The organism is Vulcanococcus limneticus LL (genome assembly GCF_002252705.1).
Taxonomy (GTDB): domain Bacteria; phylum Cyanobacteriota; class Cyanobacteriia; order PCC-6307; family Cyanobiaceae; genus Vulcanococcus; species Vulcanococcus limneticus.
The window spans coordinates 1-17,009 of record NZ_NQLA01000026.1; the positions used below are offsets into that span (position 1 = coordinate 1).

At 70.1% G+C, this 17,009-nt stretch carries 15 protein-coding genes; 6 read left to right on the forward strand and 9 right to left on the reverse strand.

Annotated features, from left to right (window positions below):
- Positions 1-166 precede the first annotated feature (166 nt).
- The 5 genes from CJZ98_RS10970 to CJZ98_RS10990 form a co-directional block, all read right to left on the reverse strand.
- On the reverse strand, positions 167-985 hold the full coding sequence (locus CJZ98_RS10970; protein ID WP_094591176.1) for an inositol monophosphatase family protein: 819 nt from the start codon (positions 983-985) through the stop codon (positions 167-169).
- The gene (locus CJZ98_RS10975) at positions 982-2,292 is read right to left on the reverse strand and encodes a BCD family MFS transporter (RefSeq protein WP_315855804.1); all 1,311 of its coding nucleotides are present in this window, start codon (positions 2,290-2,292) and stop codon (positions 982-984) included. Before CJZ98_RS10975 ends, CJZ98_RS10970 begins: the two co-directional genes overlap by 4 nt.
- A 136-nt stretch (positions 2,293-2,428) precedes the next feature.
- On the reverse strand, positions 2,429-4,177 hold the full coding sequence (locus CJZ98_RS10980; protein ID WP_232756402.1) for a TolC family protein: 1,749 nt from the start codon (positions 4,175-4,177) through the stop codon (positions 2,429-2,431).
- An 88-nt stretch (positions 4,178-4,265) separates the two neighbouring features.
- Complete coding sequence (locus CJZ98_RS10985) at positions 4,266-5,657, reverse strand: TIGR03279 family radical SAM protein (RefSeq protein ID WP_094591177.1); 1,392 nt, start codon at positions 5,655-5,657, stop codon at positions 4,266-4,268.
- Between the two features lie 26 nt (positions 5,658-5,683).
- The gene (locus tag CJZ98_RS10990; RefSeq protein WP_094591178.1) at positions 5,684-6,556 is read right to left on the reverse strand and encodes an undecaprenyl-diphosphate phosphatase; all 873 of its coding nucleotides are present in this window, start codon (positions 6,554-6,556) and stop codon (positions 5,684-5,686) included.
- A gap of 161 nt (positions 6,557-6,717) precedes the next feature.
- Here CJZ98_RS10990 and CJZ98_RS10995 point away from each other — a divergent pair, with 161 nt between their 5' ends.
- The 3 genes from CJZ98_RS10995 to nadB all read left to right on the forward strand — a co-directional run bounded on the left by CJZ98_RS10995 (position 6,718) and on the right by nadB (position 9,835).
- Entirely contained in the window at positions 6,718-7,521 is an 804-nt protein-coding gene (locus tag CJZ98_RS10995) for a DUF3120 domain-containing protein (protein WP_232756403.1), read from the forward strand.
- A 137-nt stretch (positions 7,522-7,658) separates the two neighbouring features.
- Positions 7,659-8,036 (forward strand): photosystem II complex extrinsic protein PsbU, encoded by a 378-nt coding sequence (psbU, locus tag CJZ98_RS11000; RefSeq protein ID WP_094591179.1) that lies wholly within the window; start codon positions 7,659-7,661, stop codon positions 8,034-8,036.
- A gap of 152 nt (positions 8,037-8,188) precedes the next feature.
- A complete protein-coding gene (gene nadB / locus CJZ98_RS11005) occupies positions 8,189-9,835 on the forward strand; it encodes an L-aspartate oxidase (protein ID WP_094591180.1) in 1,647 nt (548 codons plus the stop codon).
- Between the two features lie 39 nt (positions 9,836-9,874).
- Here nadB and CJZ98_RS11010 read toward each other — a convergent pair whose 3' ends face one another.
- Both CJZ98_RS11010 and CJZ98_RS11015 read right to left on the reverse strand, forming a co-directional pair.
- Entirely contained in the window at positions 9,875-10,816 is a 942-nt protein-coding gene (locus CJZ98_RS11010) for a vitamin K epoxide reductase family protein (protein ID WP_094591181.1), read from the reverse strand.
- Positions 10,813-11,703, reverse strand: a complete 891-nt coding sequence (locus CJZ98_RS11015; RefSeq protein ID WP_094591182.1) for a BtpA/SgcQ family protein — start codon at positions 11,701-11,703, stop codon at positions 10,813-10,815. Before CJZ98_RS11015 ends, CJZ98_RS11010 begins: the two co-directional genes overlap by 4 nt.
- A gap of 219 nt (positions 11,704-11,922) precedes the next feature.
- On the opposite strand from CJZ98_RS11015, the gene rimO reads away from it, so the two are divergent.
- Positions 11,923-13,341, forward strand: a complete 1,419-nt coding sequence (gene rimO / locus CJZ98_RS11020) for a 30S ribosomal protein S12 methylthiotransferase RimO (RefSeq protein ID WP_094591183.1) — start codon at positions 11,923-11,925, stop codon at positions 13,339-13,341.
- 119 nt (positions 13,342-13,460) lie between these two features.
- Entirely contained in the window at positions 13,461-14,687 is a 1,227-nt protein-coding gene (locus tag CJZ98_RS11025; protein WP_390625521.1) for an MFS transporter, read from the forward strand.
- A gap of 45 nt (positions 14,688-14,732) precedes the next feature.
- Here CJZ98_RS11025 and petL read toward each other — a convergent pair whose 3' ends face one another.
- Entirely contained in the window at positions 14,733-14,825 is a 93-nt protein-coding gene (gene petL, locus CJZ98_RS11030) for a cytochrome b6-f complex subunit PetL (protein ID WP_094591184.1), read from the reverse strand.
- 154 nt (positions 14,826-14,979) lie between these two features.
- Between petL and CJZ98_RS11035 the strand changes: the two genes are divergently transcribed.
- Positions 14,980-16,590 (forward strand): B12-binding domain-containing radical SAM protein, encoded by a 1,611-nt coding sequence (locus CJZ98_RS11035; RefSeq protein ID WP_094591185.1) that lies wholly within the window; start codon positions 14,980-14,982, stop codon positions 16,588-16,590.
- 19 nt (positions 16,591-16,609) lie between these two features.
- Here CJZ98_RS11035 and CJZ98_RS11040 read toward each other — a convergent pair whose 3' ends face one another.
- Positions 16,610-17,008: a DUF4346 domain-containing protein gene (locus CJZ98_RS11040; protein WP_094591186.1), complete on the reverse strand. Its 399-nt coding sequence runs from the start codon at positions 17,006-17,008 to the stop codon at positions 16,610-16,612.
- Between the last annotated feature and the right edge of the window lies 1 nt (position 17,009).

Genomic DNA, 17,009 nt, shown 5'->3' on the forward strand with positions numbered 1-17,009 from the left:
TCTTGAACTTACAACACCGGTGGCTCGCGCCTCCTTCGTCGTAAGTCGCCTCAGAATTCCGCTCGGGTTCCCCCGGTGGCTCCTTGGCGCCGCGCGCTCGCCTCTCGGCTCCCGCGCAGTCCAAAACCATAACACCCCTCTCCCCGATCTGGCAAACGGGTCGGGGTCAGGAGGGCAGATCACCCGCCACCAGGGCCTCGGCCCAGGGCAGGAAGGTGGTCAGGGTCTCGTCGTTGCGAGCAGCCAGCACGGGGTAGTCGGCCCGGGCCAGGTCTTCGCCGGGCACCAGCTGGGCCGGATCCTGCAGTAGCCAGCGCAGCGGACACCGCAACTCCGTGAGCACCAGCCAGGCCGCCGCCAGATCCCAGATCTTGGGGGTGGCCTCCAAAGCTGCAACGGTCTGGCCCATGGCCACACTCACCAGGTTCAGGCTGGCCACCCCAAACAGGCGGATCTTGCCGGGAAAGCGCCGGTTGGGCAGTTTCTGCAGCACGCCGATCGAACGGCTGCAGAGCGAGGCGCAGCCGGCCACCTGGGTCCGGGCCGAGGGGGGAGCCAGCCGTTTGTGGTTGCGCCAGGCCCCCCCGCCGCGAACCGCCACGATGCGCTGACGCAACGGCGGCACATCCAACACCGCCAGCACCGGCACGCCCGCCTCAAAGCGGGCGATCGAGATGGCCCAGTAGGGGATGCCGGCCGCGAAATTGGTGGTGCCATCGAGGGGATCCACCACCCAGAAGGCGGAACTGCGGGGCACCGACTGGCTGCCCTCCTCGCTCAGCACCCCCTCGCCAGGGAACAGCTCGGCCAGACCAGCCACCAGGGTGGCATCACTCCAGCGGTCACAGGCGGTGATCAGGCTGCCGTCGGGCTTGGCCTCTGAATCCAGCTGACCGAAATCCTGGCGCTGGCGCTCGGCCACCCGATCCAGCAGGGCTTCGAAGGCCGCCAGTTCAGTGGGAAAGGCAGGGGAGGAGACCGTCATCCGAGTTCCGCGACAAGGACGCGCTGCAGGATCTGGCCCGTATCGGCCCGGAACTGACGCAGGTTGATCCGCTCCAGCAGCACCAGGGCGGCCAGGGCAATGGCCACCTCGATCAGCAGGACAGCGGCAAAGGGCAGGAACACGCCATCCCCAGGCTGGATCCAACGGGCCAGATCAAGCAGGCCGCCCCCCAGCAACTTGCCCAGGGCCCGCGAGATGGCCTGGGCCAGGCCCCACACACCCACGAAGGTGCCGGCGGCCTCGGGCAAGGTGAGATCGAGCATCAGACACAGGGTGCTGTTGGTGCCGATCCCAGACGCGATGCCGAACAGCAGCATCACCAGCTGGAGGAGCGGCACCCGGGCCGTGAGGCCCACCAACACCAGCAGCAGCAGGCTGACCATGATCAGCTGGCAGCCGAGCCGGGCACTGGCGAACTTGCCGAGCCGGGGCACGATCCAGAACCCCGCCAGCAGCAACCCGGCCAGGGTGCCGATGCCCCAGGTGGCGCTGAGGGAGGCCGTGGCCGCGATCGGCATCCCGAACACGTCGGCCCCGTAGCTCTCCAGGATCGGATCCTGCAGGAACAGGGCCAGGGTGAACAGCAGCAGGAAGGCGAAGAACACGAGCACCTGCCGGCTGGAGGTGATCAGGCGCCAGGCCTGGGGCAGGGTGAGGGCGTCGTCCCGATCGGCGCTGCTGCTGCGGTCACCGGATGCGGCCGGCGCTTCCATGCCATGGGTGGCCACCACGCTGAGCAGGAACACCACCGCAGCCACCTTGGCCATGAAGCCGAGCAGCACCGGCTGCAGCAGGGCCGGATCGGTGACGCCATCGATGCCCTTGAGGCTGAGGGCAGTGGCGATCGCCCCCGCCACGATGCCGACCGTGAGCATGCACCAGATCAGACCAACGGCCCGGGGACGTTCCTGCTCATCGGTGAGGTCGATCACCAGGGCCAGGTAGGGGGTGCTGGCCAGGGAAATCGCCAGGCCATAGAGGGCAAACAGACCGCAGAGGGCCACAACTCCCGCGGCAATGGCGCTGGAGCTGCCGCTGGCCAAGGCCCCATGCAGCGAAAAGATCAACGGGATCGACGCCACCGCCAGAGCCGAGAACAGGGCGGATCCCAGGCGGATATAGGGGACGCGATGGCGCCCGGCGAAGGGATGGGCATCGGAGATCTGCCCGAACAGCACCCGGGATGGGGCCATGAACTGCTCAAAGGCCAGGGCCCCGCCCACCAGCAGGCCGGGGAACTGCAGCTCGCTGAGCATCACCCGGTTGAGCATGCCCGCGAAGATCACGGCCAGGCAACCCAGACAGCCCTGGAACAGGCCGAGGCGCAGCAGGCGGGGGAGGGGGAGAGTCAGCTGGCCACCTTCAGCTGGGAGTGGAGGTTAGGACGAAAGCGGAGCTTGTCAGCAACACGCGGCGGCTGGCTCAGCTGCCGGCAGGGGCCGGGGCGCGGCGGAGGGTGGCCTGGCATGCGGGCTGCAGGGGCTCGGGCGGCACGGGCACGTCGATGCCGGTGCTGGGCTTGACGGCACCGAGGTTGGGGGGCTTGCAGACGGCCACCGTGTCGAGGCCGGTGCGGCGACGCAGCTCGGCCAGGCTGCTGTTGTACTGGGCAAGGGCCTGGGAATAGCGCACCTCGGCGTTCGTGAGGTCACGCTGGGTGTCGACCACCTCCCGCTGGGTGCTCACGCCGGCCTGGAAGCGCAGACGGGCCAGGCGCAGGGATTCGCGGGTGGAGATCACCTCGCGGGAGGTGGTCTGGATGTCGCGGTTGTTCTTGCCCAGTTCGGCGAAGCTGCGTTCGACCTCGAAACGCACCGTGTCGCGCTGATCGGCGAAGCGGAAGGCATTCTCCTGGGCCCGCTGCTTGAACTGGCGCGACTCAGCCGCAGCCCGGCCGCCGTCAAATAGGCGCCAGCTGAGGTTGAGGCCCACGGCGTTGCTCACCTGATACTGGTATTCGCTCCAGCTGATGGTGTTGGAGCCGACACTGGAGCCACCGGCGAAGCGCTCGGCCGAGAAGTTGTTGAAGATGTTCAGGAAGGGCTGAACGGCTCCCAGGGCAGCGTTGGCCTGGCTGTTCGACACCGAGATGTCGAGGATGGCGTTGCTGAGCTCCTCGCGGAAGGCGTAGGCCGCGATGATGCTCTCCTGCAGCGACGGCGTCCAGACGCCCAGGGCCCGCAGGGGTTCCTTGGCGGTGGGGGTGATGTTCTGGGGCAGATTCAAGATCCGGGCCAGGTCGCGGCGGGCGACGGTCTGGTCCGCGATCGAGTTGGTCAGCAACTGCTGGTCGCGGGCCAGCTGGGTCTCGGCCTCGAGCACCTCCAGCTTGGTGGCCACCCCGGCCTGGAAGCGGGCCCGGGCGTCGCGCAAGCTCACCAGCGAGGCCCGCACCGACTCCTGGCCGATCCGCACCCGGTCATCGGCGAGCTGGAGCTGGAAGTAGGCCTGGGCCGCCAGCAGCCGCAGCTCCCGCAGACCGATCAGGTACTGGTTCTTGGCCTTTTCGAACTGATCGCGGGCTGCGGCGATCTGGGGAACCCGCTGGGGGTTGATCAGGGCCCAGTTGATGCCCAGGGTGGCCTGGGCGCCCCCGAGCTTGGTATACGAGAGTCCGTCTTGGGCAAAGGAGCCATCCGGCAGGGCGTTGTAAGACTCGGCCTGGAACAGGCCCGGAGCGTTCTGGGCGTTGAGGGTAACCGTGGGGTACCAGGCCGCAATCTGGGCTCGCAGGTTGGACTTGGCCTGCTCCACCTGGCTGGCGATGGCCTTGAGGTTGGGGTTGTTCACCTCCGCCAGGTTTTCGACCTCCCGCAGATCCAGGGGCCGCAGCTCGCGGATCATCACCTGCTGGACCGTGGTGGGCAGGGCCAGGGTGGCCGGAGCCGCCAGGCGCTGCAGGGCCGGATCCAGCTTCGTGGCGGCGGGAGTCAGCACCTTGGGGTTGGATTTGGGCCGGGAGCCCTTGACGCTCGGGGCCAGCGGCAGGATCTGCTGCTGGGGATCGAGGTTGGGGAAGGAATTGACGGGCGGGGGGGGAGCGGCGGGCGCCTGGACGGGACTTGCCGTGGTGCCACGGGTGGACTGGGCCACCTCGGCCTGAGCCGCCGCTGGACTCGCCTGGCCAGCAGCCGGGGCCACGACCTCGGCCCGCACGGGGGTGACCGACACGGGAGCAAGACAGGCCCCCGTGAGTGCAAGCCATGCCTTCCAGGAACGTCCCACCGCCTACTGACCCGGATTACTCGTTGGGCAGAGCTTAGTGAGTGGATCCCCAATCAGCCAGGCATCCGGCCACGACGTCATCTGCCCCATGCACCAACCGGATCGGCACCGGCAGCTGCGCCGCCACGGCCTCCAGGGTCTGGTCGTCGAGGAACACCGGCTCGCCCTGGCGCAGGGTGACCGCCGGCAGCAGCAGCTCCTCCCCCAGGTCGCGGCCGGCCAGACCCTCCAGCAGATCGGCCCCGGTGAGCAGGCCCGTCACCACCTGGTCCTGGCCCCAGTAGGGGCTTGGGAGCCCATACAGCAGCACCTCCAGACCCGCCACGGCATTGAGCCGATCGACGGCCGGCTGCAGGGCCTCGGCCACCAGCTTGCCCACGACCCAGCTCACCCGCCGCGGGGCGGGCAGAGAAGCCGGCAGCTCAGCGGTGGCCTCCTCCATCGCCTCCAGGAAGGCGCGGATACTGCCGACGCCATTGCCCTCCTGGGGCAGGTCCTCGTAGGCATCCCGCGGGGGCAGCGGCAGGCCCGCCATCAGATACCACTCATCGGAAAGCCAGGCGAAGCGGCTGCCGAACCGGTCGCGGAAGTGCTGCTGCAGTGGCTCCACCTGGGCGATCACGCGCCGGGCGCAGGCCCAGTCCACCGGCTCCAGGCCATCGCCCTCGGGGCGGAAGCGGGTGAGACCCACCGGCACCACCGCAGCCGAGAGCACGGCGGGCCAGTCGCCAGCGGCGAAGCCCGCCAGATCCAGCAGGGTGCGCTCCAGGGCCGGGCCGTCGTTGAGGCCGGGGCACACCACCACCTGGGCGTGGATCTGCAGCTGCCGCTCGGCGAACCAGGCGAGCTGCTCCATCAGGAGGGCCGCCCGCGGGTTCACCAGCAGGCGCGAGCGCAGCTCGGGATCCGTGGCGTGGACCGACACGAACAGGGGTGAGAGGCGCTGTTCCTCGATCCGCCGCCAGTCGGCGGCGGTGAGGTTGGTGAGGGTCAGGTAGGAGCCGTAGAGGAAGCTGAGGCGGTAGTCGTCATCCTTGAGGTAGAGGCTGCGGCGGTGGCCCGGCGGCTGCTGGTCGATGAAGCAGAAGGCGCAGGCGTTGTTGCACTGCTTGAGGCCGTCGAACAGGGCCTCGCTGAAGCCGAGCCCCAGGCCCTCGTCCGCGTCCTTCTCCAGCTCCACCACGTGGACGGTGCCATCAGGGTCCTGCACCTCCAGGGTGAGGTCCTCGGCCCCCACCAGGAACTGGAAGTCGATCAGGTCGCGCGGGCGAACCCCATTGACGCTCAGCAGCCTGTCGCCGGGCTGGAAGCCCAGCTCCTCGGCGATGGAACCCGGCTCCACCAGCTCCACCAGCGCCGGCTGGGGCAGGCGCTGGTGATCGCCCAGATCCGCCAGGGCGATGCCGGCCGAGGGTTCATTCCACACAGGCGGCCTGGCTCTGCTCGTTGGCCTCAGTCTGCGACGCCGCTGAACCGGCCGGCCCAGAGCAGCAGCGACAGGCCGAACAGCAGGCGATAGCCCACGAACCACCAGGTGCTGTGCTGCTGCAGGAAGCGCAGCAGCCAAGCGATGGCCAGCCACGACACCACCGCGGCCGTGACGATGCCCACCAGAAGGGGGATCGCCCCTCCGGCGACGGGCTTGGCCAGCGCCTCCTTCAGCTCGATCAGGCCGGCCAGGGTGATGGCGGGAATCCCCAGCAGGAACGAGAAACGGGCGGCATCGGCCCGGCGCCAGCCGTCAAACAGCGAGGCCGTGAGGGTGCTGCCGGAACGGGACACCCCAGGTACCACGGCCAGGGCCTGGGCCAGGCCCACCACCAGACCGTCCCGGACCCGCACCTCCGCCAGCAGGCGGCGACGGCGGCCCAGCCGCTCGGCCAGGGCCAGCAGCAGGGCCATCGCAATCGACACCCAGCCGATCACCGGCAGGCTGCGCAGCAGGGAGTGGTCGTAGTCGGGGATGTAGCGCTTGATCGCCAGGCCCGCCACCAGGATCGGCACGGTGCCCAGCAGGATCGCCAGGCCCAGGCGGGCCTCGGGCTCCTGCCAGTCGCCCTGGCGGCTCGCCCGCAGCATGCCGCCCCCCACGTCCGCCAGGTCGCGGCGGAAGTAGGCGAGCACCGCAACGATGCTGCCCAGCTGGATCACTGCCGTGACGGCGACGCCAGGATCGCCCCAGCCCAGCAGCAGGGGCACCACCTTGAGATGGGCGGTGCTGCTGATCGGCAGAAATTCGGTGAGGCCCTGCACCACCCCCAGGACAACGTAGCGCCAGGTGGCCTCCCACACCCCGATGTCCTGCGGCGAGGCGATCGGAAGCATGGGCGCGGGTTCAGGAGCTTGGCGCCGACCCTATGGCGGCGCCGCTTCCTTGACCAGCACGGGGAACACGCCCGGGCCATCCCGCCGGAACCAGGGTGTGGGCCGCCGGATCCACGGGGCCCCTGAACCGCATCGCCCCTGAACCGGTGCGTCCCTTAAGGTTGATCACCTTTCTTCACAACCAGGTGCTCGGGGTCCGGCCCAACCTTGCCACCAGAACGCCGGCCCAGTCGCTGCCTGCACCCCAGGTTCTGGCCCTGACGGCCGCTGAGCTAGGGCGCTGGCAACTGCAGCACCGTGACGGCCTGGCCACCGCGGCGGCCCTGCTGGTGGCCCTGCCCGTGTTTCTGCAGGCCCCCTGGGTGCGGATTCATCCCTTCAGCGCCGCCCTGGCCACCCTGCCGCTGCTGCTGCTGGGCCTGGCCCTTGAGCGCCTGGCGCAGCAGCGCCCCCGCAGCATCGGCTGGTCCGACGCGGGCCCGCTGCTGGTGGGGTTCAGCGGCAGCTGGCTGGGGGGCTGCCTGTTCTGGGGCTGGTTCCGCCTGCACCCCCTCTGGCACCTGCCGATCGAAGCGTTTGCCCTGCCCCTGGCCCTGGGGGGCCTGTGGACCAGGCGCTGGCGCATGGCCGCCAGCTTCTACCTGGCCTCGCTGCTGGGCACGGCCTGCACCGATGGCGTCATGGCCCTCACCGGGGTGATGGGCCACTGGATCGCTGTGCTCGAGGCGGCGCCGGCGGATGCCGCGCTGCGGCTGCAGCAGGCGGCCCAGGGAGTGCTCGAGCCCCTGCCCCTGGCCGTCGTGAGCCTGGCGGGCACGGCCTTGGCAGCCCTGTGCCGGCGCTACTGGTCCCACCCTGATCCAGCCTGGCGGCTCGCCGCCTCGGCCCTGGCCACCACCCTCGCGGTGGACGGCCTGTTTCTGGCCGCCGCCCTTTGGGCGCCGCACCTGAGCGGCCTGATCTGACGGGCTGCCCGAAGGGCCTGATCTGAAGAACTGCAAAAGCCTTCAGGGCCGGGGCCGGAGCCGAGGCGGCCCACCTGTAGGTTTGCAGCACAGACTGCCCCGCAGTCGCTCAGATCCCCGTTCAGACGGAGTTTTCGATGAAACGGCTGGTTTCCTGGCTCATGGGCGGCGTGCTGCTGGCCGGCCTGCTGCTCGGCCTGGTGATGCCTCCCAGCGCTCAGGCCGCCGAGCGCCGCAATGTGGCGGACCAGAAGCTCGCCGAGCGCGGCGACAAGGTGGACCTCAACAATTCGTCGGTGCGGCGCTTCAAGCAGTACCCCGGCTTCTATCCCACCCTGGCCGGCAAGATCGTGCTGGGTGGCCCCTACGAGAACGTCGACGACGTGCTCAAGCTCGACCTGACCGAGCGCCAGAAGGAACTGTTCGAGAAGTACAAGTCCAACTTCACGGTCACCGCCCCCTCGATCGCCCTCAATGAAGGCTTCGACCGGATCAACGACGGGCAATACCGCTGAGGGGCGATCAGATCCTGCGGTTCGTTGACCCCAATCCCGGTCCCCAAACCTCAGCTCTCGTATCCTTTGTTCAGTGGTGAACGCCGTCGGGCCCTCCCGGCGGCTTTTTTTTGGCTTCACGGCTGTTCCAGGCCGGCAGTGGTGAACGCGGAATGGGCGAGCTGGTGGACGTGGTGGTGGTGGGCGGCGGGGCCGCCGGCCTGATGGCCTGCCTGGAGCTGCCCGCGGGCCTGCGGGTGCTGCTGCTGAGCAAGGAGCGGGCCCCACGCTCCGCCAGCCGCTGGGCCCAGGGCGGCATCGCCGCCGTGACCCGCCCGGAGGACAGCTTCGCCAGCCACATCGCCGACACCCTCAAGGCCGGCGCTGACCTCTGCGATCGCGCCGCTGTGGAGCTGCTGGTGCGCCAGGCCCCAGCCTGCGTGGAGCGGCTGCTGCAGCTGGGCATGGACTTCGACCGCCAGGACGGGGGCCTCAGCACCACCCTGGAGGCGGCCCACAGCCACCGGCGCGTCCTGCACGCCCAGGACCGCACCGGCGGCGCCCTGGTGGATGCCCTGGAACGGGAGGTGCTGCGCCGCCCGGGGCTGGAGCGGCGCCTCGATGCGGTGGCCCTGCAGCTCTGGATGGAGGCAGGCCGCTGCTGCGGCCTGCAGGTGCTGGAGCAGGGACGCGTGCACTGGATCGGCGCCCGGGCGGTGGTGCTGGCCAGCGGCGGCGGTGGCCACCTGTTCGCCAACACCACCAATCCGGCCCAGGCCAGCGGCGACGGGGTGGCGATGGCCTGGCGCGCCGGCGCCGCCATCCGCGACCTGGAGTTCGTGCAGTTCCACCCCACGGCGCTGATGCTGCCGGGGGCCCCCCACTTCCTGATCTCCGAAGCGGTGCGCGGCGAGGGGGCGCGGCTGGTGGAGCCGGATGGGAGCAGCCCGGTGGCCCAGCTGGCCGGGGGTGATCTGGCTCCCCGGGACGCCGTGAGTCGGGCCCTGGTGCGGCGCATGCGCGAACTGCGTCTCAGCCATGTGGGCCTGGACCTGCGGCCGGTGGGCCGGGCGCGGCTGGAGCAGCAGTTCCCCACGATCCTGGGTCGCTGCCGCGAGCTGGGCCTGGAACCGCTGGAGGGGCCGATCCCCGTGGCGCCGGCAGCCCACTACTGGATGGGCGGCATCCGCACCGACCTGGCCGCGGCCACCAGCCTGAGCGGGCTCTACGCCGTGGGGGAGGTGGCCAGCACTGGCGTACACGGCGCCAACCGCCTGGCGAGCAACTCGCTGATGGAGTGCCTGGTGTTCGCCCGCCAGCTGCGGCAGATCGAACTGGGCGCACCGCCCAGGAGCGTCTCGCCGCAGCCCCGGACAGAGCCCGACGGCGCCAACCCAGCGGCGGTTCTGACCAGCTCCGATCCCGAGGAGCTGCAACGGCGCATCCAGCAGCTGCGCCAGCGCTGCTGGCAGGTGGCAGGGGTGGAGCGACATGCCGCTCCCCTCGCCGATGGACTGCAGCGGATCCGACGCGAGCGCTGCGCGATGGAGGCCACCCCGGCGCTGCAGCGCATCCTGGCCAGCCCCCCAGAGGTGGAACTGAGCCTCAACAAGGCCTCCCAGCGCTGGCTGAGTGCCGCCCAGGAGTTGAGCCAGCGCCTGGCCGTGGCGGAACTGCTGCTGGAGTCAGCCCTGTTCCGGCAGGAAAGCCGGGGCGGCCACTACCGCGTGGATGCCCCGGCGGCCCAACCGTTCTGGCAGCGCCACAGCCTGCAGCAGCGGGGGCGGCGGATCAGCACCGAGCCGATCGGGGCGGGCTGATCCACCGGAGCCGGTAAATCAGCGCCACCAGAGCGAGGTTCAGAAACCGCTGGGCCCCTTGTAGCCACTCAGGTCTGCCAGCTTCGCGAGCGGCTTGACGCCGGAATCCAGCTGACCGTTGATCTCCCAGGTGGGGAAGCCCTCGATCTTCTTGGCGTCGCAGAGGGCCTTCTGGCTGTTGCGACCGTCGGGGGCGCACTCGATCACCGTGAGCTTGGCGGTGGCCTGCTTGCCGAACAGCTCTTTCTGCTCATGGCAGTGGGGGCACCAGTAGGCCGTGTACATGCGGGCGCCACTGGCGCTGAGGTGCTCGGCCAGGGCCAGCTTGGCGGGGCTGCTCTCAGCCACAACGGCCGGAGGCACCCCCTGGCCGAGGGAGCCGTCCGGCCGGTTGGCCGAGGCGGCCCAGCCCAGGCTCACCACCCCCACCAGCAGGGCCGTGATCACGCCCCGGAACAGCAGCTGGCCCCGGTCCTCCCAGTCGCCACCCACCAGGCTGAGCACGAACAGCGACAGGCTCAGCAGGGCCGAGAGGATGCAGAAGGGGCAGCAGTCGCGGATGCCGAAGGCCATCACCCCCACCAGCACCGCGCTGAACACCGCCATGGCGGTGCTGAGCAGGAACAGCCCCCAGAGACTCGGCTGGGACAGCCGGGCCCGGACCTCCCCCTGCAGCACCAGCGGCACCACCGCCAGCAACAGGACGGCGCTGTAGGCCAGGAAGCCGAACAGGGAGAGGGGCTGGCCGAACAGGCTGCCCCAGGCGCTCGCCAGCACCTTCTCGCAGCCGTTGCAGCCGAAGAACGCCTCTTTCGGGCAGGTGAGAGCCCCGATCAGGCCCCATTTCTTGAGGGTGACCGAGCCGGTGTCGATGGCGCCGATCGTGGCCAGCACCGCAATCGCCACCCGCACCCACTTGCGGCCGGGATCGCTGCGGCGCCGGCTGCTGCCGAGGCGCTCGCTCAGGCGGGAGGAGGTCACGGGGCCATCTCGATCTGGGGCGATTGTGGCAGCAGTCCCGGCAGCTGCAGCCTCAGGGCCCGCACCCGCTGCCCATCCACCGGACTGGCCAGCTGGCCGCCGCGCTTGAGGGCGGACCCCACGATCAGGCCATCACAGCGGCTCGCCAGGGCGGCAGCCGTCTCCAGCGTGGCGCCGCTGCCCACCAGCACGGGGGCCCCTGGCACCACCTGGGCCGCGGCACTCCGGGCCTGCTCCAGATCGCCCAGGGCCGTGGGCTGACCCGTGCCGCTGCCCGACACGATCACGGCATCGGCGCCGCCGCGCTCCAGGGTGTCGCGCACGGCCTCCTGCAAGGACAGCGGCGCCAGGGGCGCCCCGTGCTTCACCAGCACATCCGCCAGGATCGCGATGCCGTCAGCCCCGCCGGATCCGGCGCCGCGGCCATCGGCCCCCAACAACCGCCGTCGTCGCAGCAGCTCGGCCGCCGGCCCCTCAATCAGTCCCTGGTCCGTGACCGTGGCGCCGGTGAGCACGTTCACCCGGATGAAGCGGGCGCCGCTGGCCGCGGCGATGCCCAGGGCCGCCAGGGCGTCGTTGCGCAGCACATTGATCCCCACGGGGCGCTCCTGGGCCATCGCCACCACGGCCGTGGCGATGCGGGCCATCGCCGCCACCGTTTCCGGCGGCACGGCGCTGGCGAAGAAGGGGACATCGCCGAAGTTCTCCACGATCAGGCCATCGGCGCCGCCTTCCAGATAGGCCAGGGCATCCGCCAGAGCCGCCCGTTCCACGGCAGGCAGGTCGCCGGCCCAGCGCGGCGAGCCCGGCAGCGGCCGCAGGTGCACCACCCCGATCAGGGGACAGGCCTGGGCGAACAGGCGCTGCCAGCGGGAAGAGTCAGCCATGGCGGCAGGGAACGGGGCCGAGGGACGTCTGGGTAGGGTGAAGGATTGGCCGGCGCGCGGTCAGCGGTCAACGGCAGGGATCGTGCCTCAACGACCCCTACCTAAACGATCCGTGCCTCAACGATCTGTACCCCAACGATCCGGGATCCAACCATCCGTGATCCAGAGATCCCGGCCACCGATCCCAGTCCCAGCCAGTCCGCAGCCGTATCAGACGCCATGAGCCAGAACGCCGGAGACGCCGCTCCCCGCAGCCCTGCTGCACCGGGCAAGACCGTGGCCTTCGCCCACCTGGGCTGCGAGAAGAACCGGGTGGACACCGAGCACATGCTCGGCCTCCTGGCCCAGGCGGGCTACGGCGTCAGCGCCGACGAAGCCGACGCCACGGTGGTGGTGGTCAACACCTGCAGCTTCATCCAGGAGGCACGCGAGGAGTCGGTGCGCACCCTGGTGGAGCTGGCGGAGCAGGGCAAGGAACTGATCATCGCCGGCTGCCTGGCCCAGCACTTCCAGGAGGAGCTGCTGGAGAGCCTCCCCGAGGCCCGGGCGATCGTGGGCACCGGCGACTACCAGCACATCGTGAGCGTGCTGGAGCGGGTGGAGGCCGGCGAGCGGGTGAACCAGGTGAGCGCCAACCCCACCTTCGTGGGCGATGAGCACCTGCCCCGCTACCGCACCACCAGCGAGGCCGTGGCCTACCTGAAGGTGGCCGAGGGCTGCGACTACCGCTGCGCCTTCTGCATCATTCCCCACCTGCGTGGCGACCAGCGCTCCCGCCCGATCGAATCCATCGTGGCCGAGGCGCAGCAGCTGGCGGCCCAGGGGGTGCAGGAGCTGGTGCTGATCAGCCAGATCACCACCAACTACGGCCTTGACCTCTACGGCAAGCCGAAGCTGGCGGAGCTGCTGCGGGCCCTGGGGGAGGTGGAGATCCCCTGGATCCGGGTGCACTACGCCTACCCCACGGGCCTCACCGCCGAGGTGCTGGCGGCCTACCGGGAGGTGCCCAACGTGCTGCCTTACCTGGATCTGCCGCTGCAGCACAGCCATCCCGAGGTGCTGCGGGCGATGAACCGTCCCTGGCAGGCCGAGGTGACCGGCGGTGTGCTGCGCCGCATCCGCGAGCAGCTGCCCGAGGCCGTGCTGCGCACCACCTTCATCGTGGGCTTCCCCGGCGAAACCGAGGAGCAGTTCCAGCACCTGCTGGATTTCGTGGCCGAGCAGCAGTTCGACCACGTGGGCGTGTTCACCTTCTCGCCCGAGGAAGGCACCCCCGCCGCCCAACTGCCCAACCAGGTGCCCGCCGAGGTGGCGGCAGAGCGCAAGGACCGGCTGATGGCGCTGCAGCAGCCCATCGCCGCGGCGCGCAACGCCAGCTGGGTGGGGCGGATCGTGGATGTGCTGATCGAGCAGGAGAACCCGAGCACCGGCGACATGCTCGGCCGCTGCGCTCGCTTCGCCCCCGAAGTGGATGGCGAGGTGCGGGTGCTGCCAGGCGAAGGGGGCCTGTGCGCCGCCCCGGGCACGATGGTGCCAGTACGCATCACCGCCGCCGACACCTACGACCTGGTGGGCGAGGTAGTGGGGGCCAAGGCCATGGTGGGCGAGGCCCTCGCCGCCCGGCAGGCAGGCGCTTGAGCCTGCCGAAGGCCCCCAGCCCGGCCCCCCGAGCCGACGAGGCCCCGAGCCGGTCCCCCGGGCGGCCCCCCATTGCTGCGCAGTCACCGCTCCTGGCCCTGCGCGCTGGGCTCGGAGGCCTGCGCCGCCGCCTCACCCGCCAGCAGCGCACCACCTTTCTGCTGGCCTCCGGACTGAGCACAGCGGGATCGTTTGCCGGCCTCACGGCCAAGGGCTGGCTGCTGATGCACGGCAGCTCCAACCCGCTGCTGCTGGCCCTGCACTTCGCCCTGCTCACCCTGCCCACCCTGGTGGTGAGCGGCCCTGCGGGCGTGCTGACCGACCGGCTCGGCAGCGAGCGGGTGCTGGTGCGGGCCCAGTGGGGCCTGTTCGCCGCCGCGGTGCTCGGCGCCATCGCCATCCCGATCAGCACGGGCGCCACCCAGGCGGCGCTGCTGCTGCTCAGCACCCTGGGCATCGGCACCGCCAGTGCCTATGAGCTCACGGCCCGCAACAAATACGTGGCCCTGCTGGTGGAAACCCCGGAGCAGCTGGGGCCTTACCTCACCAGCTTCTCGGTGATCTTCAACGTGGGCAAGCTGGTGGGGCCGCCGCTGGGGGGGCTGCTGCTGGCGGCCACCGGCCCCACCCTGGCCCTGGCCCTCGATGCCGCCACCTACCTGCTGCCGATCAGCACGCTGCTGTGGCTGATGGCCCCGCACAGCGAGCGGGAGCAGCGCAGCCAGCGGGGTGAGGCCGCCAGCCTCGCCACTGCCTGGCGCGAGTGCGGACCAGGCCTGCGCCACGTGCTGGTGTTCACGGCCGTGGCCTGCCTGGTGGGCTTCTTCCACCCGGGCCTGGCGCCGCTGATGGCCAGCCGCCTGCTGGGGCCGAGCCCCCAGGAGCTGGGGGTGTTCACCAGCGTGGTGGCGGCCGGCAGTATCTGTGGAGGCGTGCTGCTGCAGCGGCGGGCCAACCTGCTGGGCGAGCGGCCGGGCCTGCTGCTGGGCCTAGCCACCCTGGTCACCGGCGTGGCGCAGGTGGGCCTGGCCCTGCCCTGGAGCCCGCAGTGGGGGCTTGCGATGGCCTTCTTGATCGGAGCCGGCACCGCCTGTCTGCTGGCGGGCACCAATCTGCTGATCCAGGTGCACGCGCCCCAGAGACTGCGGGGCCGCATGGCAGGCCTGGGCCAGATCGCCTTCCTCGGCGGTGGGGGCCTCAGCGGCCTCATGGCGGCGGGGCTGACGCTGCAAGCGGGCTTCAGCGCCTGCTTTGCCCTGCTGGGCAGCCTGGGGGCGGCGCTGGGCGTCTGGCAGCTGCTGCAACGCCGCCGGCTGCGGCTGGAGGCCCGATTCACTGTCGGGTAACCGGCGAAGCCGAGGGCGCAGCCTTGGTGTGGGGGGCCGGAGCCCTCAGATCAGCTTGACGCCGCGCAGCACCAAGGAGATGGCGGCTGCGGTGGCCAGACCACCACCCACCAGAGCCAGATAGATCGCGGCACCCATGGGCAGCCATCCCAATACGTCGTGGTCATTACAGCAGAAAGGCCGCCCACTCCGTGGCAGTCGCCCTAGGCTGCTACGCACCACCAACCGGTCCGCTCCCCGCGGGGCCAGGCCGAAACTCTTCCGGTCCCCCCGGGACGTCACCCCGATCGGCATGCGCACCCTCTTCGTCTACCCGGAGTTCCCGAAGACCTTCTGGAGCTACGAGAAGATCCTCGAGCTGGTGAACCGCAAGGTGCTGCTTCCGCCGCTTGGTCTGGTGACCGTGGCGGCCCTGCTGCCCCAGAGCTGGGAGATGAAGCTGGTCGACCGCAACGTGCGGGAGGTCACCGAGGCCGAATGGGCTTGGGCCGAGCTGGTGGTCATCTCCGGGATGATCGTGCAGAAGGCCGACATGGCCGTGCAGATCGGCAAGGCCAAGGCCCGGGGCCTGCCCGTGGCCGTGGGCGGCCCCTTCGCCAGCTCCACCCCCGACGCCCCCGAGATTGCCCTAGCGGACTTCAAGATCCTGGACGAGGGCGAGATCACCCTGCCGCTGTTCATTGAGGCGGTGGAGCGGGGCGAGCGGGCGGGCCGTTTCAGCGCCAACGGCGAGAAGCCCGATGTGACCTCCACGCCGGTGCCGCGCTTCGACCTGCTGGAGCTCGACGCCTATGACTCGATGAGCGTGCAGTTCTCGCGGGGCTGCCCGTTCCAGTGCGAGTTCTGCGACATCATCGTGCTCTATGGCCGCAAGCCGCGCACAAAAACGCCAGAGCAACTGATCGCCGAGCTTCAGACCCTGTACGACCTGGGCTGGCGCCGATCCATCTTCCTGGTGGACGACAACTTCATCGGCAACAAGCGCAACGCCAAGCTGCTGCTGCCGGCCCTCAAGCAGTGGCAGATCGACCACGGCTATCCCTTCAGCTTCGCCACCGAGGCTTCGGTGGATCTGGCCTCCGACGAGGAGATGATGCTGATGATGGCTGAATCCCGCTTCGACTCGGTGTTCCTGGGCATCGAGACCCCGGATGAGGCCAGCCTCTCAATCGCGGGCAAACACCAGAACACCCGCAGTTCCCTGGAGGAGTCCGTCGATCGGATCACCTCCTATGGCATCCGGGTGATGGCCGGCTTCATCATCGGCTTCGACGGCGAGAAGACCGGCGCGGGCGATCGCATCGTGACCTTCGTGAGCCGCACCGGTATCCCCGCCGCGATGATGGGCATGCTGCAGGCGCTGCCCAACACCGGCCTGTGGCACCGCCTGGAGAAGGAGGGTCGCCTGATCCAGGAGAAGGCCGACGCCAAGGGCGTGAATCAGACCAACCTGCTCAACTTCGTGCCCACCCGGCCGATCCGCGACATCGCCAACGAGTACGTGGATGCCTTCTGCCGGCTGTATGAGCCGAATGCCTACATCGATCGCGTCACGCACTACTACACCAAGGTGGGCAAGCCCCGCTGGCAGAAGTACGTGCCCACCGTTGCTTTCGGCAAGGCCAGCCTGCCCTCCTGGACCGATGTGCGCGCCCTGCTGATCGTGATCGGGCGCCAGGGCATCGTGCGCGACACCCGCTGGCGTTTCTGGCGCTCGATCTTCAAGATCGCCCGCTGCAACCCCGCCAACCTGGAGCAGTTCCTGGTGACGCTCGCCCACAACGAGCACTTCCAGGAGTACAGGGGCGTGGTGACCCACGAGATCCAGCAGCAGCTGGCTGCCCTGCCCCCCGAACCGCCCACGGCCCCCGCAGCGGCCGACCGCGAGCTGCAGCCGGCCTGAGCAGGACGCGCCCGCTGGGTCAGTCCTGAATGTAGGGCTGGCCCTGCTCCAGGCAGAGTTCGGCCCGCTGCAGTTCGCGGCCCAGGTAGAGGGCGTGGTCGAGGCAGCTGATCGGGTGGGGGCCCTCCCCTTCCGTCAGGGCAATCCCCAGCTCCTTGGCCGAGCGGGCGCGGTAGATCGCCAGCGGCTGGCGTGGACCGGCTCCCCGGCAGCTGATCACTTCGCCGGTCTCGGGGTCGGTGGCCAGGCCGCGCTCGTCGATGCCGTTGCCGTAGTGCTCGGCGATCAGCTCGCCGGCGGAGTGGTCGAGCTTGATCAGGAAATAGCCGGCGGCATCGAGGGCGATGAAGCGCTGGGAGAGGTGCTCATCGAGCGCCCGGCGCTGGTCGATACCGAAGCTGGCGGGGGTGGTGGCCATG